This window comes from Geothrix alkalitolerans, assembly GCF_022808885.1.
Classification (GTDB): Bacteria; Acidobacteriota; Holophagae; order Holophagales; family Holophagaceae; genus Geothrix; species Geothrix alkalitolerans.
Window position 1 is genome coordinate 1 of record NZ_JAKZLE010000010.1, and the last position, 22558, is coordinate 22558.

At 52.0% G+C, this 22558-nt stretch carries 21 protein-coding genes; all 21 read right to left on the reverse strand.

The genetic code is table 11. The features are described 5' to 3' along the window. Positions 1 to 258 precede the first annotated feature (258 nt). Complete coding sequence (locus tag MLJ35_RS15585) at positions 259 to 1125, reverse strand: hypothetical protein (protein ID WP_243385027.1); 867 nt, start codon at positions 1123 to 1125, stop codon at positions 259 to 261. Between the two features lie 513 nt (positions 1126 to 1638). Then, positions 1639 to 2121, reverse strand: a complete 483-nt coding sequence (locus MLJ35_RS15590; protein ID WP_243385028.1) for an outer membrane protein assembly factor BamE — start codon at positions 2119 to 2121, stop codon at positions 1639 to 1641. 676 nt (positions 2122 to 2797) lie between these two features. Beyond that, positions 2798 to 3643, reverse strand: coding sequence for a hypothetical protein (locus tag MLJ35_RS15595; RefSeq protein WP_243385029.1), 846 nt, complete (start codon positions 3641 to 3643; stop codon positions 2798 to 2800). A 440-nt stretch (positions 3644 to 4083) separates the two neighbouring features. Next, on the reverse strand, positions 4084 to 4569 hold the full coding sequence (locus tag MLJ35_RS15600) for a DUF2314 domain-containing protein (RefSeq protein ID WP_243385030.1): 486 nt from the start codon (positions 4567 to 4569) through the stop codon (positions 4084 to 4086). Positions 4570 to 4705: 136 nt separating this feature from the next. Further along, complete coding sequence (locus tag MLJ35_RS15605; RefSeq protein WP_243385031.1) at positions 4706 to 5002, reverse strand: hypothetical protein; 297 nt, start codon at positions 5000 to 5002, stop codon at positions 4706 to 4708. Between the two features lie 134 nt (positions 5003 to 5136). Next, entirely contained in the window at positions 5137 to 5553 is a 417-nt protein-coding gene (locus tag MLJ35_RS15610; protein ID WP_243385032.1) for a hypothetical protein, read from the reverse strand. Between the two features lie 165 nt (positions 5554 to 5718). Beyond that, on the reverse strand, positions 5719 to 7032 hold the full coding sequence (locus MLJ35_RS15615) for a PQQ-like beta-propeller repeat protein (RefSeq protein WP_243385033.1): 1314 nt from the start codon (positions 7030 to 7032) through the stop codon (positions 5719 to 5721). A 138-nt stretch (positions 7033 to 7170) separates the two neighbouring features. Next, positions 7171 to 7449, reverse strand: a complete 279-nt coding sequence (locus tag MLJ35_RS15620; RefSeq protein ID WP_243385034.1) for a hypothetical protein — start codon at positions 7447 to 7449, stop codon at positions 7171 to 7173. Between the two features lie 1847 nt (positions 7450 to 9296). Continuing rightward, positions 9297 to 9569 (reverse strand): hypothetical protein, encoded by a 273-nt coding sequence (locus MLJ35_RS15625; RefSeq protein WP_243385035.1) that lies wholly within the window; start codon positions 9567 to 9569, stop codon positions 9297 to 9299. Positions 9570 to 10559: 990 nt separating this feature from the next. Then, the gene (locus MLJ35_RS15630; RefSeq protein WP_243385036.1) at positions 10560 to 11081 is read right to left on the reverse strand and encodes a hypothetical protein; all 522 of its coding nucleotides are present in this window, start codon (positions 11079 to 11081) and stop codon (positions 10560 to 10562) included. Positions 11082 to 14172: 3091 nt separating this feature from the next. After that, positions 14173 to 15198, reverse strand: coding sequence for a hypothetical protein (locus MLJ35_RS15635; protein WP_243385037.1), 1026 nt, complete (start codon positions 15196 to 15198; stop codon positions 14173 to 14175). A 531-nt stretch (positions 15199 to 15729) separates the two neighbouring features. Further along, positions 15730 to 16338, reverse strand: coding sequence for a hypothetical protein (locus tag MLJ35_RS15640; RefSeq protein ID WP_243385038.1), 609 nt, complete (start codon positions 16336 to 16338; stop codon positions 15730 to 15732). Between the two features lie 153 nt (positions 16339 to 16491). Further along, positions 16492 to 16944 (reverse strand): hypothetical protein, encoded by a 453-nt coding sequence (locus MLJ35_RS15645; protein ID WP_243385039.1) that lies wholly within the window; start codon positions 16942 to 16944, stop codon positions 16492 to 16494. A 124-nt stretch (positions 16945 to 17068) separates the two neighbouring features. Next, positions 17069 to 17347: a hypothetical protein gene (locus MLJ35_RS15650; protein WP_243385034.1), complete on the reverse strand. Its 279-nt coding sequence runs from the start codon at positions 17345 to 17347 to the stop codon at positions 17069 to 17071. Positions 17348 to 17497: 150 nt separating this feature from the next. Beyond that, positions 17498 to 17968: a hypothetical protein gene (locus MLJ35_RS15655; RefSeq protein WP_243385040.1), complete on the reverse strand. Its 471-nt coding sequence runs from the start codon at positions 17966 to 17968 to the stop codon at positions 17498 to 17500. Positions 17969 to 18125: 157 nt separating this feature from the next. Continuing rightward, positions 18126 to 18380: a hypothetical protein gene (locus MLJ35_RS15660; protein ID WP_243385041.1), complete on the reverse strand. Its 255-nt coding sequence runs from the start codon at positions 18378 to 18380 to the stop codon at positions 18126 to 18128. A 157-nt stretch (positions 18381 to 18537) separates the two neighbouring features. Further along, on the reverse strand, positions 18538 to 19038 hold the full coding sequence (locus MLJ35_RS15665; RefSeq protein WP_243385042.1) for a DUF2846 domain-containing protein: 501 nt from the start codon (positions 19036 to 19038) through the stop codon (positions 18538 to 18540). A 148-nt stretch (positions 19039 to 19186) separates the two neighbouring features. Continuing rightward, positions 19187 to 19486 (reverse strand): hypothetical protein, encoded by a 300-nt coding sequence (locus MLJ35_RS15670; RefSeq protein WP_243385043.1) that lies wholly within the window; start codon positions 19484 to 19486, stop codon positions 19187 to 19189. 167 nt (positions 19487 to 19653) lie between these two features. After that, the gene (locus MLJ35_RS15675) at positions 19654 to 20271 is read right to left on the reverse strand and encodes a hypothetical protein (RefSeq protein ID WP_243385044.1); all 618 of its coding nucleotides are present in this window, start codon (positions 20269 to 20271) and stop codon (positions 19654 to 19656) included. A 709-nt stretch (positions 20272 to 20980) separates the two neighbouring features. After that, positions 20981 to 21361 carry an energy transducer TonB gene (locus MLJ35_RS16275; protein WP_420843052.1) on the reverse strand — a complete coding sequence of 127 codons (381 nt, stop codon included), beginning with the start codon at positions 21359 to 21361 and terminating at the stop codon, positions 20981 to 20983. Positions 21362 to 22154: 793 nt separating this feature from the next. Next, the gene (locus tag MLJ35_RS15680) at positions 22155 to 22424 is read right to left on the reverse strand and encodes a hypothetical protein (RefSeq protein WP_243385045.1); all 270 of its coding nucleotides are present in this window, start codon (positions 22422 to 22424) and stop codon (positions 22155 to 22157) included. Positions 22425 to 22558 lie beyond the last annotated feature (134 nt).

The window sequence follows — 22558 nt, forward strand, 5'->3', positions numbered from 1 at the left end:
GCCAAACCGAGAAGAATGCCAAGCCAATTCATAAGATGGATTCCCTAGCAGGTTGATGAAGCGGCGTGAGCGCTGATAACGACTTTGGTGTTGGGATTGTTCTGGGAGTTCTTGAGAGGCCTAACGAATGAAGCTAACCGGCCCCGCCTGCACCGGGGCGCTGAACGGAGCCGAGGAAGCGAGAAGTTGAGAGGGAGCGAAAGGCAATGCAGGCGGGGTCCGAGTTGAGCGGAGGGTTAGGCGCAGGGTGATGAACATTCAAAGTTTTGGAAACAATGCCTCCGCCTCAGGTTTTGGAAGGATGATTGGTTTTCCCCCTTGAGGTGGGCGAAGTACCACCACTAGGGATTGCCCAGCAGGTAATCCGGCCCAGCCGTAGTAGTTCGCTAGGTTATATTCTTTACAAAGTCTCTCATCCAGTTGAAGCCCTTTTGAACCGTCCTTTCCCCATGAATAGACAAAGAATGGATTGTACTCTTCAAAACATGGGCCAAACGACTCGGATGAACCACCTCCGACAATCGATCGATCTTGATTAGTGAAATCAGCGAGGTAGAAGAGATTGAAACGGTTAACTTCATTTGGCAATCCATTCTCTTTCAATTCGAAGATATGTAGAGAGCCTGGATCACTGGCGTAGGCATAACCAAAGAGAAACAGAAGAGGGTGGCCAAGCGGATTCTGTACTGCCTGGATGGCAAGAAAGTATTTTGATTTCAATAGATTATATCTGGCGCGTTCGATGATCTTTGGACCTACAGATTCTTTGATTGAAGTAAGACCATCCTTGTCCTCGAAGGAATAAACCAACTTACTATCCTTGAAGAATTTGACTTTGGTGAAGTCACCACCTCCTTCTTGCTCCGTTGTGTGTTCGGCCACCAAATCAAATGGCTTTCCATCACCACACCAATCAAATTGAACCTGTTCAACAATTGTCAATTCAACTGGTCTGAGGATCCTCGTTGAACTTGTTTGGTTGCTAATAGAATTGATTTTATTGCCGTCCCTAGCCCCTGTTAGAGTGGCCGAATTCTTCTGAGATTTATTCCGACAAGAAATACAAAATAGCGAGACGAGTGACACCAGAATCGGTAATAAATGGAACTGTATTTTTCTGGTCATGATGCGCCTAACGAATGAAGCTAACCGGGCCCCGCCTGCACCGAGGCGACGAGCGGAGCTGAGGAAGCGAGATGTTGAGAGAGAGCGAAAGACACTGCAGGCGGGGTCCGAGTTGAGCGGGAGGTTAGGCGCGGCGTGAATGCCGTTACTGCGCCCCACATGAACCGGATTGCCGGATGTTGAACAGGAAAGAGCCGAACGGATAAGGGATTTGGGCGATTGCCAGCATGCCAGAAAACGATGGGCGCGGCCCCAGGGTACCCCTTGAGATGGGTGATGATGCCGTGTGTCTTAGCGAGGATTGGTGGGCCACAACCAAGTGAGTTGGCAAACCCGAGTCGCTGAATTTCAGAGAACAGCAAAGCAGAAACGCTGGTGACGCCTAACGAAAGAAGCTAAGCGGCCACGCCTGCACCGAGGCGATGAGCGAAGCCGGGGTAGCGAGATGTTGAGAGAGGGCGGAAGGCAATGCAGGCGGGGTCCGACTTGAGCGAGGGGTTAGGCTGCGAATAATCATGGCGATGGCTTTTCAATACATATTTCTATGATTTTGTTTGATCGTAGCGTTACCCAAACCTGTGTCGCTAATCCTGCTGCTGGAAAATGGACTGTTTGATTTTGACCTTTGGTGGTCTCTGAAATCGGAGTGCCGAGAATTTTGATGGCCTGCTCGCGGGTTTGACCTATTCGAAGCTGAGAGCCTAAAGCCCATTGGGGCCCAGTAATTAGTATTCTCCAAACCCTGGGCTCAATGACGTGAAGAGGGTCTGGTGTCTTCGATGGGACCTCAACATCAATGGATAACCCATAAAAATAGATGGTTTCCCAGAAACCCTCGCCTTCCTCTTTCTCGAGATGCCGCTCCACTTGAATAGGAATACCAAATGAAGCAATTACCTCGGATTTTGGAGAGGAAATTGTTATGCCTCGAACCGATAATGCCCCTGGACCAATGTTGGCCAAAAGGCAAAGCGCGATCGGAGGGATGGGATTCATCGGAAGTTGAGCAGCCTAACGAATGAAGCTAAGCGGCCACGCCTGCACCGAGACGATGAGCGGAGCCGAGATAGCGGGATGTTGAGAGAGAGCGGGAGGCAATGCAGGCGGGGTCCGACTTGAGCGGAGGGTTAGGCCGATGACGACTACCGTTTGAAGGTGAGCCACATACAACCAGGGAAAAGAAGGAAGACCAAGACTATCTGGATGAGGATATGAGAATAATATACGAGCGCAAACGATGCTGGGCTTTTCGATTTTGTACTTATGAACCTGTGACCGAATCTACCCACAATTACGAATCTGCCTGATTTGTACTGACGTTGAATGCTTTGATAGCTCTTGATACCCCAAACAAGAAACCCAACACCACTCACGAAGATGAATAGGTTGGAAAGCTTTCCGAAGTGATAGGCGACCAAAATACAGGCGAGACCAATTACGAGAGCCAATAGGAAGCGGTTCCAGAATCGAAGCATGCGAACAGTGGCTTCGATTGGTTGTTTGGGAACACTCCTTGTGCGGCTTATTGGCATGCGAGAGGCCTAACGAAGGAAGCTAACCGGCCCCGCCTGCACCGAGGCGCTGAGCGAAGCCGAGGGGGCAGAAAGTTGAGAGAGAGCGGCGGGCAATGCAGGCGGGGTCCGAGTTGAGCGGAGGGTTAGGCATGCCGAGCTCACTTTTTGGACCAGGACTTGAAGTCTTGGGCTGTGGCGAGACAAAGGAAGGGCTGTGGATCGTTGGGCCATACCGGTGCAAGGAACCAAATGCCACTCGACTCTCGGCCCACCACCTTCGCCTGCCTGAACTGCGCAGGTTTTAGACTGGTAGACATCAACTCACTCTCATCCGTATCGGATACCGAATCGACCTGATAGCCGACTCCGAATTCAGGATGGACCGCAAGGGAAAGGCCAGCGTCGGAATCTGGTAGCACGCATGCAAATCGCCTTTCACGCCCTTGAACTGAAAGCTGCCACAGTTTTTGAAGATCACCCATACTCTGAACCAGCCGAAAACCTTGTCCGTGAAGGTGACGAGGACCGTTCTCCCAGCTCAAGATGTTTCCGTTTGTCCAAGTGTCTTTAGAAAGCGCAAGGCTTAGGTTAGGAGTGCCGAAAGCATCTTTTAGTAACACTAGTCGAGATGGAGAGTCCGCCCTTGGCGGAGTTTTCATCTTGAGGATCAAAACCGCATCCCACCTATTGTTGGCTGGAACATACAACCAGAGAACCTGCCCATTGGCCCATACCTTCCGAATGATCGGAGACAAGGTTTTCAACACCTTTGGTTCCGGGGTGTAGGAATCATTCCAAGGCTCATTCGGCCATCCTTCAAAGCCTTGACCCTTTGCGAGTGCATCGACCCGCCTGACCATGCCATCCAATTCTGCTGATCTTGAGGCCATCGATGTTGGGAGCTGAATATTCGGCTTTGACTTGGATTGGCCGATGAGAGGCAGAGTTATCAAAACCCCTATCAGGCAAATTCTTCTGACGATGGAAGAGACGATCATGGGCATGCCTAACGATCGAAGGTAACCGGCCCAACCGCAGCCGGCCGATAGGAGGGGAACGAGAATCCCAACCAACATGGGAGAGCGGAAAGCACGTGCGGTTGGGTCCGAGTTGAGCGCAAGGTTAGGCCGAGCCGTCAGCTCTGCCGTGGCATGAACCGAGGCGACGGGAAAACCAAGCGGAGATTGGAAAGAACGACCTGGGGCTTGCCACCATGAAGACAGGCCCGCCACGAAACCCCAAGCAGAACGGCCGAACAGGCGAATTTGCAGGCTGAACGGAAATCAGACAGGCCTGCTTCTCGAGGCCTAACGAATGAAGCTAACCGGACCCGCCTGCACCGGGTAGATGAGCGGAGCCGAGGAAGCAGGGAGATGAGAGAGAGCGAAAGGCAATGCAGGCGGGGTCCGAGTTGAGCGGAGGGTTAGGTGGCCTTTGCCGACATTTAATGTGGCTGTTGAAAGTATTGCTCGAGGAATAGACCCACGACATTGCCCTCTTCATGACCATCTGGATGCGAAATCAGCCAATCGATGATTGAGGTTTCTTGGATCGTAATCTTCTGCCCTTGCCGGAAACCTGAGACTGTATTGATAGCACTGGCAAGAATGCCTTCTACCGCGGTGTTAGTGATTTTATGCGCTTCGACAAACACATACTCGTGTCTCCCGCTCATATCGATTAGGTCAGTCGTAATGAAAAACACCTGACCTTTAGGGAGGCCCGCAAGAAATCGAGCTTTTGCCTGGGGCCAAGTCGCCTTTGCTTTTTCGACATATGGCCTTGCTGCTGCCCATACCTTCTGATGCTGATCCAAAGTCGAAACAGCAGCGGGCTTGTCTTGAGGGGCATTGGGGGACAGGGTAGTTTGGCCAGCCAACCCTAAGCAGACGCTACAAACAATTCCAATGGTGAATTTGGATGGGTGCATCAGAACTCCTAAGGGGCCACCTAACGAATGAAGCTAACCGGGCCCGCCTGCACCGAAGCGCCGAGCGAAGCCGAGGAAGCGAGATGTTGAGAGAGAGCGGAAGGCAATGCAGGCGGGGTCCGAGTTGAGCTGAGGGTTAGGCCGATGGTGAATTTTTATCGGGAAGCACGATGTAAAGGATGAGTGGAATGAGGCCCATGAGAAAACCCGATAGGGCGAACCTAGGGGATTGGCCAATGCGCCGGAGCGCAAGGGCAGCCATGAGATTTGTAAGTGCAAATCCAAGGCTGAAAATTGCCATCGCAATGCCCTTGTAGGGCGCGAGTTCACCGAACATATAAACGAAGGTGAGGCCAAAGGTCAGAAACAAGGTGACGACGAGCCCAACCAGATGAGCGATAAAGAAGGGCTGCTTGTATTTGCTGATGGTCATCGAGAGGCCTAACGAACATGGCTAACCGGACCCGCCTGCACCAGGGCGCTGAGCGGAGTCGAGGAAGCGAGAAGTTGAGAGAGAGCGAAAGGCAATGCAGGCGGGGTCCGAGTTGAGCTAGGGGTTAGGCCAGATCATAGGCCTGACCAAAACTGGAACAATTGCTTTTTACTCGGGGCAAGATTGCGACATGTATCTTGCCAATCTGAGTAACTTTTGCTGAATGATTCGTAATCCATTTTCCTGTTTGAGGCAAGATACATGGCTGTCGTGATTTCAGAACTTAGGCGAAGAGTCATATCACCTGCCTGACGGTGTTGAAGGAAAAGAAAGTCGCAGGCGACAGAAGAGAACTCAGGAATTTCCTTTCTTCTTGGGAAAATAATGTGAGGTCCTTCATGAATCGTATCAATTTCTCGAATTATTTTTAATAATTGAGCACGCAGATCTGCAAATCGCTGATATCGAGCAACTATAAGAGCGGAATATAGACCCGTAGCGACTCCGGTCGAGATCCCGACAACTAGATTGATTAGGGTTTCGGCGCTCATGGCGGGCCTAACGAATGAAGCTAACCGGCCCCGCCTGCACCGAAACGATGAGCGGAGCCGGGATAGCGAGAAGATGAGAGAGAGCAGAAGGCAATGCAGGCGGGGGCCGGGTTGAGCTAGGGGTTAGGCCGGCAAGGAGATCTCAATGAATTGACTGGAACTTGATTATTTCAGGCATACGACTTCGCCCTTAGTGCCCGGATAAACCACACCTGCGGCATCCGCGATTGGAAACTCATCACTGGCCTTGACGGGAATAGTGACCGACCATTCTTCTTTACCACTCTTGGGATCCAGAACATGAAGGAGGGTCTTGCTGCCATCTGGGGTGACAACGAACAGACGACCTCCCATCAGCATAGGAGGGCACGGGGGTCGCTTATCCAACGGGAAGAGCCACACTTCCTTACCGTCAACGACTTGAAAGCAGGCTAACCCTTTTGGTGTTACTTGATAAATCATCCCCTCCTGCACCCACGGGGATACCAGGTAACAATCTTTGTGCTCCCATAGTCGCTTTCCTGTGAGGGGGGCCAAGGCTACTAACGTGCACTTTGTGAAGCCGGGTTCCATCACGAAAACCCGATCTCCTTCACTCGCACAGCCATTTCCTCCCTTCCCCTGCCAGACTACCTCGCCATTGGCAAGATCAACCGCAACAGCTTTCCTTCCCACTGTGAACCAGTAGCGGCTGCCAGCTTCGATACCTGGCATGAACCACTCCCCCACATTCACCTGCACCTGCCAATGCAATTTCCCCTCTCTGGCCGAAAAGGCTTGGAGCCAAGGAGCGCCTCCCACGACGATTCGATCATCGAGAACGATGGGCGCATAATCTGCTCCTGCCTTAAGAGGGACATCCCAGAGTTTGGACCCGCTGGCAAGGTCCACAGCATAGAGTTTTCCGGACGCTTCGCCATCCCCGCCCTTGCCATGAGTGGCTATATAAAGCCGATCCTTTTCCACGGTGGCTTGTACACGCGTTTTTACGTTACTTGAGTCCAAGAACCGTTTCATTGCCTCTAGCTGAATGGAAAAGCGCACTTTGCCCGTGGTCCTGTCCAAGGCTATTACACGATAGTCTTCAGTGGGAATGATTACCAAATTGGCGGTTAGGAGGAACGATCCTTCTTGCTCCGCCTCTAGAGTTGTTTCCCACCGCAATTTGCCATCAGCGCGCGAATGTGCTGCCAGCGAACGGCCGTTGAATCCCAAGACCAACTCTTCATCTACCACGACGGGAGTACCAGGAGTGAAGTGTACCTGCCAGGACACTCCTTTGACTGGAGCCACTGAATTCATCGCTGTCTCGTTCTGTCGCCGAGGGGAGTGGGCTTGGAGGCGACGGGTTCGACTCATCAACATTTGCATGGTCATGTTCTGCTGCATGGCCATGTTCTGCTGCATACCAACAGTTGGCGGAGGACCACCGGCGAAGAGGGGCAGGGCGAAGATGGAGAGTATGGTCGATCTCAGCATTGTGGAACTCCCAAAAAAAGGCCTAACGAACATGGCTAACCGGACCCGCCTGCACCGAGGTGCTGAACGGAGCCGAGAAAGCGGGAAGCTGTGAGAGAGCGGGAGGCAATGCAGGCGGGGTCCGAGTTGAGCTAAGGGTTAGGCCGATGGTGGGCGTTTTGCGTGATGAGATTTCTTAATATATCGGATTACCAACAGGGCAACGATGACGCCGGCCGCAATGGATAGCAAAGCGATTGCGCCGAGCGCGAATTGAGACATTGCAGGAAAGTAGTGATCAATAAGTAAAATCGGAACAATAGCGAAGGGAATGATGGAGCACACGAGCAGGGTGTAGAGGCTGTCATCAACCAGAAAACCGGCGAGAGAAGGCCTTGCCTCGGAATCGAATGGATCAATCGGATCTTCGTCGGACATGGAGAGGCCTAACGATCGAAGGTAACCGGCCCAACCGCAGCCGGCCGATGGGAGGGGAACGGGAATCCCAACCACCACGGGAGCGCGGAAGACACGCGCGGTTGGGTCCGAGTTGAGCGCAAGGTTAGGCCGAGCCCACAGCTCTGTCGTGGCATGAACCGAGGCGACGGGAAAACCGAGCGGGGATTGGAAAGAGCGACGTGTGGCTTGCCACCATGAACGCACGCCCGCCACGAAACCCCAAGCAGAATGGCCGAACAGGCGAATTTGCAGGCTGAACGGTAATCAGACAGGCCTGCTTCACGAGGCCTAACGAATGAAGCTAAGCGGCACCGCCTGCACCGAGGCGATGAGCGGAGCCGAGATAGCGAAATGTTGAGAGAGAGCGAAAGGCACTGCAGGCGGGGTCCGACTTGAGCGGAGGGTTAGGTGGTCGAGTCAACGGCCGCTTTCGAAATGAAATGCTGAAGTGAGAGTAGGAATGCCAACGATGAAATTGCTGTGTGGGCGAGTTGGGCAGGGCCGAAGAGCCTGAATGATTCGAGAATGGAACTACCACGCACTGAGAACAGCACAAAATACGCAGCGATATACAAAACGTACCCGATGACTTGAACCCAGATGAGCAGCACACAAGCCAGCATTGCATATCTGGTTATGAAATCTTTGCCCTTGGCCCCGCCGTTTGCTTTGAAGGCGAGCCAAAGAGTGACCAGCACCATGCAGAGCTGGAAAGCGGCGAAGGGAAATGAAGAGGGTGATGCAAAAGGGCCTATCAAGCCAGGTCGGCCAAGTAAGCATTGAAAGGTTATGACGAGGGCAACCAGTGAGAGTTGCGCCATTGGAGGGACCTTGCCCTCCCGGAGAAGTTCAACCATGTGGTTGGGGTTTAGTATTCGGAGCATCTGAACGAGCCACCTAACGAATGAAGGTAACCGGCCCCGCCTGCACCGAGACGATGAGCGGAGTCGAGGAAGCGAGATGTTGAGAGAGAGCGAAAGACAACGCAGGCGGGGTCCGAGTTGAGCGAGGGGTTAGGCCGTGATGAAAACGGGGTTTTGAGTGATTAGCGAACGATAAAGTTCATGGCATAAACAAAAGTTCAAGGAAGTTTGAAGTGTTTGAAAAAAGTGATGATCTCAGGGAATAGAAAGGATAATCCAAACAAGATTATTCCAATTCCCATTTGGATCGCATAACGTCCGCGGATAGTTTGGTATGGGCCTCCGCGTGGCCCAGCCTTAATCTCACGTCTGATGATAATTTTAATGCCATAGACCACCCCAAAGGAGGCGACTATGCCTCCGAGTAGCAACCCGAAGTAATCAGGCTGACTTTGGATTGATCTGGGGATCATGGCGGCCTAACGAATGAAGCTAACCGGACCCGCCTGCACCGAGGCGCTGAACGGAGCCGAGGAAGCGAGAAGTTGAGAGAGAGCGAAAGGCAATGCAGGCGGGGTCCGAGTTGAGCTAAGGGTTAGGCCGAGTCGTGGGCTCTTGGTTTTGCCTTTGCCGGCGGAACATATCAACACCGATGAGAAGGTACGCAATTCCGGTGATCCACTGCCAGAGGCCGTGCCAACCAGATGTCTTGTCGACGATTGCCACCACGATTCCAATAGACCCTACTCCAATGAGAAATATTCCACCGTAGCGATTAAGGCTGGACTTAGGTGTGGCGCTCACTCTGACTCCCTTTGGGCGAGGCCTAACGGATGAAGCTAACCGGACCCGCCTGCACCGAGGCGTTGAGCGGAGCCGAGGAAGCGGAACGTTGAGAGAGAGCGGAAGGCAATGCAGGCGGGGTCCGAGTTGAGCGGAGGGTTAGGGCGACCGGGCGGAACCTTAGCGCTTTGCCCATTCAAGTAAGGCGAGCTGTGCGGCTTGATTCACGGACAAACCAGCTTTCTGGGCTTTGTATGAGAGCGCTTGCCAAATGCTTTCTTGGACCCGCAACGAGTGAGGCCGAGTGGGTTCAATGACCGCTCCCTTTGCAGGGCGACCTGGTTTGGTGAGGCGACCAGTGATCTGAGGACCAAAATTCTTCTCGGCCCAGGAAGCTTCCTTCTCGATGTTGGCCTCGAGTTCGGCGAGGGATGGACGCTTGCGAGTGGTCATGGCGTTCTCCTTTGACGAGATCGGATTGGAAATGCGGTGATGGGGTAAAGCCCATCGTCGGTTTCAGCGAAGATCACACGGATGAGGCGGCCAGTGTGGTTAGTGCCTTCGCCGACGAATCGATATGGAACCTCACTAGGAATCGAAGCCCAGTCTTCAGCGTCAAAGACAGATTCAACGTCCTCTGGTTCGAGGCCATGCTCTCGGATCTTTTCCAGGTTTCGTAACCCCCAGAGGAGGTGCATATGAGACTCCTCGAAACAAATGTATCACATTTAAATAGCCACGCAAGACCCTGCTTCAAAGAACTTGGGGAGCCCTAACGAAGGGAGCTAACCGGGCCCCGCCTGCACCGAGGCGCTGAGCGGAGCCGAGGAAGCGAGAAGTTGAGAGAGAGCGGAAGGCAATGCAGGCGGGGTCCGAGTTGAGCGGAGGGTTAGGCCACATTGTTACTCAAGTGCGGTAAGGGTTTTTGAAAAACTAGGTAGGCCGAGCTCTACGGACATTTTAGTGAACTCGGATGATGTCATGGGGCCATGGATTGGAGGATGCGGAGTACGCCGCCCATCGAATTGGCGGCGTGGGATGACATAGAAATTGGTTGTGGATTTCACGCCATGAGGATGCTGCTTAACGACGATGAATTTGGCATTTGCCCCGACTGCAAACACCTGACTTGGAATAAGTAGCTCTGATGACCCCGAGCCCCTGTCGTATGAAAGAGTCACCTCATCTGGCTCATCGATCCACAGGAGCATGTAGTGATCATCTTTCCAGGGCCGCCCCGAATCGAAGAGAGCGCAGGATAGCCCCAGGAAACAAAGGGCTGAAACTGCAGCGATTCGACAGAACTTTCTCGGCATGTGGATGTGGCCTAACGAAGGAAGCTAACCGGACCCGCCTGCACCGAGGCGCTGAGCGGAGCCGGGGTAGCGAGAAGTTGAGAGAGAGCGAAAGGCAATGCAGGCGGGGTCCGAGTTGAGCTAGGGGTTAGGCGTTCGACGCAAATACTTCGAATTCTGCGCCGAGTGTGTTCAAGACAGAAATGAATTGCGATGACGGAGGCAGGCTCGCGAACTTGACACTAAAACCCTCGGAGAACACATGGTGATCCCAAAACGCAAGGATCTGGCCTGATGAGGAGATAAAATAGGGATCGAACTCAATGATTTTCCGATTTTCTTGAAGAATGACCATCGATTCGATGAGTTGTTCGAACAAAGAACCATCAATGTTGGCTGCATACGCAGAAAGGAGATCAGTCGCCCCAAGAAGCTCTGCGACGCTGCAATACCTTGGGAAGATGAACCATCTCGGCTCAAGAGAGAATAGCGCCTCTAATACGCTCTTCTGGTTCTCCCGTGGCTCATCTTCTTGGAAATGGATATTCACAATTCGAAGGCGATGTTGCTCAGAGCTGAGTTGACGCCCAATACCAACATTCTTAGGGGACAGACTGATACCGCACTCTTCGAGAAACTTGGTGAATTCAGGCTCACTAATTGGAGTCATGGGTTTCGACGCCTAACGAAACAGGCTAACCGGCCCCGCCTGCGCCGAGGCGCTGAGCGGAGCCGAGGAAGCGGAATGAAGAGAAAGAGCGGAAGACAATGCAGGCGGGGTCCGAGTTGAGCTAAGGGTTAGGCCGCTGGGAAGATTTATCTGGAAGCACCGCGTACAGAATGAGTGGAATGAGCCCCATTACTAATGCTGTGAAAGCATAAAAGGGCGATTGGCCAATGCGGCGAAAGGCCAACCCAACAAGGACATTGGTGACCAGATAGAAAAGGATGAAGAAGGTCATGGTGGCTGCTTGATAGGGTGCGAGCTCACGCATGGCATAGGTAAGAGTTAGAAACACGATTAGGGGAATTGAAAGAACCAGACAGGTGATGTGGGCAATGATCAGGGGATTTTTGAATCGGTTTGGTTTCACGTGAGCGGCCTAACGATGGAAGCTAATCGGCCCCGCCTGCACCGAGACGATGAGCGGAGCCGAGGAAGCTGGAAGTTGAGATAGAGCGGAAGGCAATGCAGGCGGGGTCCGGGTTGAGCGAGAGGTTAGGCACCCCATGAAACTGGAGCCCACGCGAGCTGCCGAGGCGCTGGGATGAGAACGGCTGAAGGGAATGCCGACCGAACAAGGACGGGCATTCACGCAGACGAGCCCAAAGGCAAAGAACCAAAGCGGATTGCGCCAACGGTGGAGCGAGTTGAGGAATGGCGAAGCCAGGATGCCATGGGAAGCCGATGGATTCACCGCGACCCCCGCAGGAGAACGACGAAAGGGCGCACCGGCGCAAGCCCGCCATTCATGAGCAGCCGAGACAGCCAGGCCCGAGAGATTCACGACCAGCGAAGCCAGGGGGGCCGAACCCGAAACCCGATTGAGAAGGACCAGACCCAGAAGACGAAGGGAGGACGCCGAGTGTGCCTAACGAATGAAGCTAACCGGGGCCCCGCCTGCACCGAGGCACTGAGCGAAGCCGAGGAAGCGAGAAGTTGAGAGAGAGCGGAAGGCAATGCAGGCGGGGTCCGAGTTGAGCGGAAGGTTAGGCGAGACGCTGCATGAGATCTTTGCGCGCCTCAAGCCGCGGAACCTGGCGTTCTTGGACTCGGAAAGACCGAGGGGGCGTAAGGCGAGAAGTCTTGAAAGGCTGGGCGTGGCCCCAGGGTACCGACCAAGACGGGTGATGATGACAAGAGTCTTGGCGAGAGTGGGTGGGAACCCCTGAACGGTGTTGCTTTGCCGGCCGAACGGTTTCGAAGCCAGATAGAGCCCGGCCTTTGGTAACGCCTAACGAATGAAGCTAACCGGCCCCGCCTGCGCCGAGGCACTGAGCGGAGCCGAGGAAGCGAGAAGCTGAGAGAGAACGAAGGGCAATGCAGGCGGGGTCCGAGTTGAGCGGGTGGTTAGGTGGCGAGCCTCTAAGATGGAGCTTTTTGACTTGGAGCTTGCTTTAGGAATTCGAAGGGAATTTCTCCCTGGGGTGTCGGTACGACGGTTACGGTTCGTGTTGGAAGCCTAAACTGAACTGTCACAAAGTAGAGCCAAGGTCCTTCACCATCTGTTGGGTTTAACTGGGAATTAAGCCTAGCAGACAGTGATTCTGCCCACGCTCGAAGCTGTGGTGGTCCTGTAAGTGCCTTTGAGCCTGCCACCTTGCCTGCTTTGTCAATCGTGAGAACGATGATCACGTCGCCCTGGATTTTGGCTATTCCGGCCAAAGTCGAGTAAAGGTCCTGCTTGAGAAGTGGATCTGTTCCCCAACGATCAGATTTGATCAATTTAGCCGGGGTAGGATCACCTCCACCGAGTAGTAGCGCGGATGAGAGCATGAGCCCAAGAGGAATGGCGAATCGGATCATCGAGCCACCTAACGAATGAAGCTAACCGGCCCCGCCTGCACCGAGGCGACGAGCGAAGCCGAGGAAGCGAGAAGTTTAGAGAGAGCGAATAGCAATGCAGGCGGGGTCCGAGTTGAGCTAGAGGTTAGGCCGCTCGTTTGAACCGGACGGGGTTTTGCGACCGATCGCCATTGCTTTGGGTTTGATGTGTAGGGGAAGCGATTTTGAATCAAACCGGATGCAGGAGTGCGATACCGATGCCCCCTGACATTCGTAGAGCTTGGTGGAAACTCATGAAAATAATCAAAACCACCTTCAGACCCGCAGTAGTAGATTTCACAAGGAAATGAGGTCCTGTATTGCTGATCGACGATCTCTTCGATCTTCTCCGGCGCGACGGTGATGGGCCGAGAGCAGCCGGGCGAAAGGACTAGGACGAGCGCTAAGTAGGGGAATTTTGCGGGGGCCATATTCGACGGCCTAACGAATGAAGCTAACCGGCCCTGCCTGCACCGAGGCATTGAGCGGAGCCGAGGAAGCGGGAAGCTGAGAGAGAGCAGAAGACAATGCAGGCGGGGTCCGAGTTGAGCGCAAGGTTAGGGCGACTGACTGGCTAAAAGGTGGATTCGCCACCGGATTTGCGCTTAAAGCAGAGCCGAAATGAATTGAGAAATGGTGTATTTGGTGCAGGAATGACTTTTAGGGAGTTCACCCCATTCTCGATGACTTCGAGGCTCGAGGAAACAAAGATTGCCGGTGGAAGGCTGAAAACCCCAGTGGCCCCGATACCGCTTGACTGCCAAGTCTCTGTAATCGCCCATTGCCCTTGCTCGTCGGGGGAAACCAGGTAAGTCACAAGAGAAGGTGCGCCTTCTTTTGAAATGCCACGAATTTGAGCTATACAGCGTTTATGAGCGATCCAGTGTTGCCAGAGGAATGCCCGAAAGCTGGCCAACTCAACATCGTTGGCTGATGGAAGGCTCGGGATAGTCGGGAAGGAGTCGAATGTGATCTGGGCTGAACATGGGGCAGATACTAATGCGACTGCTAGCGGAAGCAGAATTGATTGCGAACTTGGCACCGGAGCCTCCTAGGCGAACCGTGTGTTGGAGCCCTAACGAAGGAAGCTAACCGGGCCCCGCCTGCGCCGAGGCGATGAGCGGAGCCGAGGAAGCGAGTGGTTGAGAGAGAGCGAAAGGCAATGCAGGCGGGGTCCGAGTTGAGCGGAGGGTTAGGCTGGAACCGTTGCGATTAGTTATTTGGCGGTTTGCCATGGGCCCCAATCATTCGAAATGTCACCCCTGCCACTTGCTGAAATTCGGTACTTCATCACACCGCCTGACAAGGTTAAGTCCTTGAGATCAATCTGAATTCCTGTCAAAACGGAAGCCATTTCATATTCGAAGTCCGGAACAGTGAAATTCAATGCACGGTGAGCCCCGGCATTATGGATGTCTTGGAGCCGAAGTGTACAATTATGCTTTCCTGTTAATGTTAGGTGGTAAAAAGTGCTCGACTCATTGGGAAGTAAGCCGATGTCATCGTCAGAGCATTCAGCATTCGCCAAAGTGGTTCGCATTGGAGCAAGGAGCCCTCGAACTAAGGCCCCTCTGTGATTCCAAATACAGACCATGCGGCATGGATCGGTTTGATTCGATTGAGGGCGAATTGGCGGGCCATAAGTAACAACTCTATCATTGGTTACCGTAGCGATATAAAGGGCACCCTCTATCATAGGAAGAGATGACGCTTCTTTGCTTTCTATTGTTACGATTCGTCGCTTGCGCTGCCAAGTATCTTTTCCGGATTTAACAAGATTGTATAAAACGAGTTTATTGAAGTTAGGCGAAAACATAGCTTGTCCGATATGCGTGTAAAGGGCATGTCGCAAATTATTTTTCCTGATTTCAAAAACGGAGCTTGAATCACTCGCGCACGAAAAGGTATAGCTGGTCATTGAATATGGTGCAGGAAGAGCTATTTTCCCTCCATGGTCGATTGTCATATCTGAGCAATCGGGAGTTCCCTCAACCTTATAAATCTCCGAGGGGATCCCTTGAATTTTGACTAGATGAAATTTGGCTGTAGCCGGGTCGAAAATCTCAGGTTCGAAATCCCAAGGATCACTTTTCACTTCCGGAGATTTGTAGTCGGAAGATGAAATCTCAACATGGACAAATGTGATGGGCCATGGATTGGATTGACTCCGTAAAGCGGTAGAAAACGAGAGGGCGCCACTTATTAGCGAAATGAGGATGCTTCTGGATTTTAGCTTTCCCATGGTGAGCCTAACGAATGAAGCTAACCGGACCTGCCTGCGCCGAGGCGACGAGCGAAGCCGAGGAAGCGAAAGGATGAAAGAGAGCGGAAGGCAATGCAGGCGGGGTCCGAGTTGAGCTAAGGGTTAGGCCGCAAGTTCGTTCTTATGATTTTTGAAGGTGAAGACCCAATAGAGAATAACAAGAGCTACCCAAATGCCCGAAATGTCGAATAGTCGCTGGATGACGGAAAAATTTAGGTAAGGAATTTGTGTCGGCGCATTCCCGGTACGGCAAAGCTCCCACATGGATGAGACTCCTTGTGCCTGGAGCTTTATGGCGCGGTGGAATGGGAATAGCCATCCCGATGAAAAGATGAAAAGTGCGATCTTCTTGGCGATGGCGAGATTGGTCTTCATATGCGGCCTAACGAATGAAGTTAACCGGACCCAACCGCGAACCGGTTGAGTGGAGGGGAACGGGAATCACGGCGTTCACGGGAGAGCGCCAGCAAAGCGCGGTTGGGTCCGAGTTGAGCGAGAGGTTAGGCGTGCTCATGCTGGTTCCTCGGATTTCCATACGGAAAAGGCTACCAAATTGTCCTGGGAGAAAGTGCCTTCGACCCAGACTTCCATGTAGAAAAAGTGTCGGTCAGGGGCGGAATTAGACGGATCGAGCCGTTTCTGCTCCACGGGAGTATATGGCTGCTGCCATTTAAAAACGCTGCTTGCCTTGTCCCCTAACCAATCGACCTTCACTCCGAGCAGATTGGTGAACTCATTCCTGCTCATTCCGAGATGAATACCCGCAATATTCGTCTGCAAGGGCAGGCGAGAGGTGGAGATTTTTACCTTGGCATTTCCTCGTCTACTTCTGCTAATCGAGAATCCAAGTAAATCAAGCTGGGGGCCGCCCATTTCGCCAGAGAAAAAATTAACATAGACACCGTCGGCTTGGTATTGAATTGAAGCTTGATAGTCGCCAGCCTGCCCACTGGCAGTAAATCGTGAAGGACCAAGCTTCATTTTGACCTGATGAAGTGTGACCTTCAGTATCTGAAATTCTCCGATTTTGGTGAACCGATCTCCGCTTTCCTGGGCTGATAAGGAAACGGAGGTCATCAGGATGGCCACAGGACAGATGATGCGGATGGAGGGATTCAAGAGACGCCTAACGAAGGAAGCTAACCGGCCCCGCCTGCACCGAGGCGATAAGCGGAGCCGAGGATGCCGGAAGTTGAGAGAGAGCGGAAGACAATGCAGGCGGGGTCCGAGTTGAGCTAGGGGTTAGGCGATTCGGAATCATTGAACATTGAATCAAGGTTTATCGATCTGATTGAAGATGCTTTTCTGAATGGATTCGCCGATCAGGGCTGAAAGGATAACCGCCGCTATGAGTCCGGCTGCATGTAAGGCAATGAGCAGATTCACATTCTGAAAGGAACAATAGCGAGTTATGGAGAGGTAGGAAGCTCCACCCAGAACTATGATGAGTATTACGGTGATAACAATGGCTAATGTTTTCACTGCATAAAATTTGATTGGGCTAATTGGGTTTTTGAATTCGCTTTTGTAGGAAACCGTAGAAGGGTAGCACGTAACCCCAAAATAGAGAGCGAGCACGTATGAAACGAATCCGAAGAACTGAACTACTTGGCTGTGGCTCTTGCTTTGCTGTACGAGGTAAGCCAAGAGGAAGAAGACGCTCGAAAGAGAAGACCTGATGATTGTCCGCTTCGATGTTAGCCATAGTCTGAGTTCAGGGTTCATGGTGACGCCTAACGAACATGGCTAACCGGACCCGCCTGCACCGAGGTGCTGAACGGAGCCGAGAAAGCGGGAAGCTGTGAGAGAGCGGGAGGCAATGCAGGCGGGGTCCGAGTTGAGCTAAGGGTTAGGCCGATGGTGGGCGTTTTGCGTGATGAGATTTCTTAATATATCGGATTACCAACAGGGCAACGATGACGCCGGCCGCAATGGATAGCAAAGCGATTGCGCCGAGCGCGAATTGAGACATTGCAGGAAAGTAGTGATCAATAAGTAAAATCGGAACAATAGCGAAGGGAATGATGGAGCACACGAGCAGGGTGTAGAGGCTGTCATCAACCAGAAAACCGGCGAGAGAAGGCCTTGCCTCGGAATCGAATGGATCAATCGGATCTTCGTCGGACATGGAGAGGCCTAACGAATGAAGCTAACCGGCCCCGCCTGCACCGAGGCGATGAACGAAGCCGAGGAAGCGAGAAGTTGAGAGAGAGCGGAAGACAATGCAGGCGGGGTCCGAGTTGAGCTAAGGGTTAGGCACGGGACCATACGCGAATCACTACTTCCGGGTGGAAACAACACCAGAATAGGCCCCTCCGGAGACGAAGGAGACAGTGAATGGGCAACAGAGATACGAATGTGATGCTTTGGGCAAAATAACCTGAAACCCAGATTTGGTTTCTCCTGGACTGACTAAAGCACTCTTGAGTGTCAGGGTTTGGGGTTGTTTCCATGTGATGAGAAACCGTTTTGGGAATGATTCCTCGAGCCACCTTGAGCGGCCCTGCCAGTTCTTTGGAGAAGTCACGTCAAGTGGCTCAAGATCAAGAATGGGATCATCCGTTTGTTCACGCCCTAAATCGATCTTCCAGATTGGTAAAGAGGATTGGTTGATAATCGTGTACAGATAAATTGACTTTCTATTAACAAAGCTGGTCTCGACAAAGACCATGACCTTTGGTGTTTGGCCAAAGGCAGAAACAGTCAATAAGAGGATCAGGGTTGTGATGACCTGCTTCAGGTGCTTCATGACGTTATTCCATGTGCGATTAGGGGTGCCTAACGAAACAGGCTAACCGGCCCCGCCTGCGCCGGGGCGCTGAGCGGAGCCGAGGAAGCAGGGAGAAGAGAAAGAGCGGAAGACAATGCAGGCGGGGTCCGAGTTGAGCTAAGGGTTAGGCCGACAGTCATGGGATGGATTCGCCTGGCCGCATAGCAAGGCTGGTCAGGAAGAGGTTGTCTGGTTCGGAGGGATCTTGGACAGAGATTTCAATATCACCAAGGCCGGATTCGGCCTTGTAGTCGGAGCCAATGTGAAAGTGTTGGCCATTGTCTTCGAGCAGCTCCTGTAGCTGAGCAATGAGTTGCTCAATCTCCTGGGGACTAGCTGCAAGTCGAAGCCCAAACCAACCGTTCTTCCAGTCTTCGAGCTTTGCGTGCATAGGGCGGCCTAACGAAAGAAGGTAACCGGCCCCGCCTGCACCGAGGCGATGAGCGGAGCCGAGGAAGCGGAACGTTGAGAGAGAGCGGAAGACACAGCAGGCGGGGCCCGAGTTGAGCGAAGGGTTAGGCCAGGTGGGGCGAATGCCCAGTCGCAAATCACTCAATAACTGGTGAAGTATTTGCCAACAATCTGCACTTCAATATTGCCTCGCGCTCATCTTCTTCTGGTAGCAATTCAAGTCGGACTTTATGTGGATCGTGAAAAATTCGCAGAGGCCAACCAAGTCCACCCGAGGGACGGTACCAATCCAGTTGTACAAAGTACGATTTCCCGGCCTCCATATAAATTCTCAGGGTCGAATCATTGTCGCGTTTTGCTAAAATCTCATGAAGACCGGGCGAGAGTTCTAAGCGAATAAACGAACGCTCAGTTGTTTTTGCAATCTCAATATTATCAACAAATAAGTTGAAATATTTGGTATTATTACCATAAGTTCGAAATGCATAGAGAACAACCTTATCTTTGGAAGTATTGAATTTTTTTGCTTCCTGGTCATCTAAGTTCTTTGCCATTGGAGAGCGGGCAGGCGCAGGTGCAAACAGATTGATTTGGCCCATCAGAATGGTAGAGAAAAGGAAGCAGAGGAAAAGACGCATTTGAGTCCTTCTTGGTGATCCTAGTGGACGGCCTAACGAATGTGGCTAACCGGCCCCGCCTGCACCGAGGCGCTGAGCGGAGACGAGAAAGCCGGAAGTTGAGAGAGAGCGAATGACAATGCAGGCGGGGTCCGAGTTGAGCTAAGGGTTAGGCGTTCCTTTCACGGAGGACCTGGTACCAGTTGGTAAGCGCTTCTGAAGCCTCATTTTCTTGTTTGAGGTTGGTGCTCATACCGATTGTTTCAGAAGTGATTCTGGCCAGAAACTCTGCGATCACCTGTTCTGTCGCGCCGCTCAGCAGGAGCCGCACCACAGGCTGAACGTACGAGTCGTATTCGTCCCTCGCCTCGGGAATGCCACTTACGTGGATTGGATCCCAAATGTAATGCAGAACCTCATCAACCCGGCGAGTAAGCTCTTGCTCGAAGTTGGATTCTGATGGGGACATGAAACGCCTAACGAAAGTAGCTAAGTGGCCACGCCTGCGCCGAGGCGATGAACGGAGCCGAGATAGCGAGATGCTGAGAGAGAGCAATAGGCAATGCAGGCGGGGTCCGACTTGAGCGGAGGGTTAGGCGCAGGAGAGAATTTACCCTTGGGGTTTTGAGCCATCAGTCACTTTGAATAGGTTGCGACTGTTACACCAGGTAGCTTAGACAATTGTGCTGCTGATTCTTTAGGTAGCATAAGTGTGACTTTAATGAATTCACAACTGTCCAAAGTGCAATTCATAAATACGGTGACACCTGTTGATTTAAATGGATCGGGTAAGATTAGTATGTCCGCAATATCATTAAAACTACAATTTGTAATATTGCTTCCAACTATCGCAACAACACCAGGTCCAACAAATTTGCAGTTGCGGAATAGCTTATGTTGATGGAGTTGACTACTTGGCAAGGTAAGTGAATGCATAGGGATAATTTTATTCTCAAAATTATTGAGAAGTGGGTTGATCGAAGATGGCTCTAGGGCGAGTTTGTTATACAGCCTCGTTTCAGCGCTTGCCTGCCTAGCTTTATTAATAAAATAGAATATTATGCTGAGAAGTAATGCAATAATAAGAATAAAGCCAAGCCATATCGAGATTCCAAATTTCAATAACAGTGTTTTACCATAAGCGAGAAATGCAGCCGTGGTACTGCCTGCAAATATGATAATTGCCGTAAAAACTCTCCATGCGAAATCTGCAGTCCAAACGGTCAGCCTCAGATGGTCTAAGAATTTTTTCACGGTCACTCCTATCCCATGAATCAACGGCAAGCTGTGATGGCAGCGCAGAACTGGGGCCTAACGAAGGAAGCTAACCGGGCCCCGCCTGCGCCGAGGCGATGAGCGGAGCCGAGGAAGCAGGGGGTTGAGAGAGAGCAGAAGGCAATGCAGGCGGGGTCCGAGTTGAGCTAAGGGTTAGGCGTTCATCGGCCCAAATTGGGACCAAGTGCGCGAGAAAAAATTGCCATGAGCCGGTTCTCCCACCCACCATTACCGTAATCGAATGCATACCTTGGAATTCGTTCAAGCAGCGCAGGAGTCAACAAGAGGTCTCCAGTAGCACGATTCACCCGGCCCTGAAGTTTGACGAGGAGGGACTGGAACCCACCATCACCTTTGGTCCCAGGGTGTTGCCGAAAAAGTTCGCTCATTTCGGAGGCGGTCAGAATGATCCTCATGAAAGCTCCTTATAGTCATTACTCCTAAGTTTGATGATGACTTGGTCGGCTGCATTCATAGGCAAACCAGGGTGAACGGTAGTGAAACGCCCGGCGAACGGTAAACCAGGGATCATTTCACCGCGCCCCGAGATGCGCCTAACGAATGAAGCTAACCGGGCCCCGCCTGCACCGAGGCACTGAGCGAAGTCGAGGAAGCGGGAAGTTGAGAGAGGGCGGAAGACAATGCAGGCGGGGTCCGAGTTGAGCTGAGGGTTAGGCCGAAGATTTTACTATCGCAACCTGAAAGGCAATACAAATTGGAACGATGTTTCGATTGGCAAGCCATTTTCAAAAAAAGGGAAAAACTCGACTTTCTGAACATAAAACGTTGCGGTTGGTCGCAATTCAAATGGACCAGCTACAGCCTTGACCGAGATTGGGATTCCATTCTTATCGATAGTTACATCGAGAGTCACATCTCCCTTAATACCGGCAATTTTGGCTTCTCGTGGGTAAGGCGGAGCAGGTGGAAGGAGCTTGACCTTGATCGAAGGGTTTGAAATCTCGTAAGGGCCCGTTATTGGTTGTTTAACCCTGTTCGAACCAAGAGTTGTTGCTGGCGCACACCCAAGAGCAAGTGCGAGTGAGACGTAAAGGAAAAGTCGATGCATAGGAAGTCCCTGGAGGCCTAACGAATGAAGCTAACCGGACCCGCCTGCACCGAGGCGCCGAGCGGAGCCGAGCTAGCGGGGAGCTGAGAGAGGGCGGCAGGCAATGCAGGCGGGGTCCGAGTTGAGCGAGAGGTTAGGTTGTTCTCTGAGAGGAAAGGTTATTTATGTTGATGATTGTTTATTAAACATTTGGTTAATAAAAAATATATGTACCAAATTAGTGGAAATATGATGACAGTCAACGGAACATATTTAAAAAAGTTTATGTCAAAAACCTCTAAATCAAAAAATTTATCAAAACATAGCTTAAAATCAGATTTATACCATAATAAACTTGAAACCAGTAAACCGCTCGACAAATTAAATAGTGCTGTAAGATGCGCTATATTATGAGAGTTGAGTCGAGCCATAAGAAGTAGAAAAAGTGTCGGTAATACTGTTATTATTGTTATAATTATGCATAACAACGAAAAAACAACAAAGAAAATTGAACCTACAAATCCAAACATTCTAAGGGTCATGAACGTAGAGTGAAAATTGTCTACAAAATAAGTAATCACAACAATTGGGATGAGACCATTTATGACTGCTAAAGGGATGGCTGAAATTTTTATAGATAGTGGAATCTTGCCACGAAGTAGAAGTCGGGAACTCGACTGCATGGCCATGTGCGCAACCTAACGAATGAAGCTAACCGGACCCGCCTGCACCGAGACGATGAGCGGAGCCGAGCTAGCGAGAAGATGAGAGAGAGCAGAAGGCAATGCAGGCGGGGTCCGAGTTGAGCTAAGGGTTAGGCGCGCCTATGAAAGAGCGCCATCAATAGCGCGATAAGAATGAGAGTGGTCATTCCAGCCGAGATGATTCGGATTGTTAGAATATCGGACTGCTTCTGTGATGGATCAACACCAGGCTGACCTCTGAGCTTGCCACCGACCTTTTGAAGCCATGGATCATCGTGGAAGAACTTCCGCTCCCAGTGGTAGATGGACTTGGCCCGAATGAACATCGTGACCGTGAAGCACAGCGCCAGCGGGACGACGATCCAGAAGGAAACGGGCATGGAGAGCGCCTAACGTAGGAAGCTAACCGGGCCCCGCCTGCACCGAGGCTATGAGCGGAGCCGAGGAAGCGGAACGAAGAGAAAGAGCGGAGGGCAATGCAGGCGGGGTCCGAGTTGAGCTAAGGGTTAGGCCG

What these genes read in the sequence shown, in the direction of transcription:
- MLJ35_RS15670 (WP_243385043.1), bottom strand. Translation starts at nt 19,486, where the DNA reads ATGTCCCCATCAGAATCCAACTTCGAGCAAGAGCTTACTCGCCGGGTT.
- MLJ35_RS16275 (WP_420843052.1), bottom strand. Translation starts at nt 21,361, where the DNA reads ATGCATCGACTTTTCCTTTACGTCTCACTCGCACTTGCTCTTGGGTGT.
- MLJ35_RS15600 (WP_243385030.1), bottom strand. Translation starts at nt 4,569, where the DNA reads ATGCACCCATCCAAATTCACCATTGGAATTGTTTGTAGCGTCTGCTTA.
- MLJ35_RS15585 (WP_243385027.1), bottom strand. Translation starts at nt 1,125, where the DNA reads ATGACCAGAAAAATACAGTTCCATTTATTACCGATTCTGGTGTCACTC.
- MLJ35_RS15660 (WP_243385041.1), bottom strand. Translation starts at nt 18,380, where the DNA reads ATGCACGCAAAGCTCGAAGACTGGAAGAACGGTTGGTTTGGGCTTCGA.
- MLJ35_RS15650 (WP_243385034.1), bottom strand. Translation starts at nt 17,347, where the DNA reads ATGTCCGACGAAGATCCGATTGATCCATTCGATTCCGAGGCAAGGCCT.
- MLJ35_RS15610 (WP_243385032.1), bottom strand. Translation starts at nt 5,553, where the DNA reads ATGAGCGCCGAAACCCTAATCAATCTAGTTGTCGGGATCTCGACCGGA.
- MLJ35_RS15590 (WP_243385028.1), bottom strand. Translation starts at nt 2,121, where the DNA reads ATGAATCCCATCCCTCCGATCGCGCTTTGCCTTTTGGCCAACATTGGT.
- MLJ35_RS15680 (WP_243385045.1), bottom strand. Translation starts at nt 22,424, where the DNA reads ATGCCCGTTTCCTTCTGGATCGTCGTCCCGCTGGCGCTGTGCTTCACG.
- MLJ35_RS15605 (WP_243385031.1), bottom strand. Translation starts at nt 5,002, where the DNA reads ATGACCATCAGCAAATACAAGCAGCCCTTCTTTATCGCTCATCTGGTT.
- MLJ35_RS15635 (WP_243385037.1), bottom strand. Translation starts at nt 15,198, where the DNA reads ATGGGAAAGCTAAAATCCAGAAGCATCCTCATTTCGCTAATAAGTGGC.
- MLJ35_RS15665 (WP_243385042.1), bottom strand. Translation starts at nt 19,038, where the DNA reads ATGCGTCTTTTCCTCTGCTTCCTTTTCTCTACCATTCTGATGGGCCAA.
- MLJ35_RS15645 (WP_243385039.1), bottom strand. Translation starts at nt 16,944, where the DNA reads ATGAACCCTGAACTCAGACTATGGCTAACATCGAAGCGGACAATCATC.
- MLJ35_RS15625 (WP_243385035.1), bottom strand. Translation starts at nt 9,569, where the DNA reads ATGACCACTCGCAAGCGTCCATCCCTCGCCGAACTCGAGGCCAACATC.
- MLJ35_RS15595 (WP_243385029.1), bottom strand. Translation starts at nt 3,643, where the DNA reads ATGCCCATGATCGTCTCTTCCATCGTCAGAAGAATTTGCCTGATAGGG.
- MLJ35_RS15655 (WP_243385040.1), bottom strand. Translation starts at nt 17,968, where the DNA reads ATGAAGCACCTGAAGCAGGTCATCACAACCCTGATCCTCTTATTGACT.
- MLJ35_RS15620 (WP_243385034.1), bottom strand. Translation starts at nt 7,449, where the DNA reads ATGTCCGACGAAGATCCGATTGATCCATTCGATTCCGAGGCAAGGCCT.
- MLJ35_RS15615 (WP_243385033.1), bottom strand. Translation starts at nt 7,032, where the DNA reads ATGCTGAGATCGACCATACTCTCCATCTTCGCCCTGCCCCTCTTCGCC.
- MLJ35_RS15630 (WP_243385036.1), bottom strand. Translation starts at nt 11,081, where the DNA reads ATGACTCCAATTAGTGAGCCTGAATTCACCAAGTTTCTCGAAGAGTGC.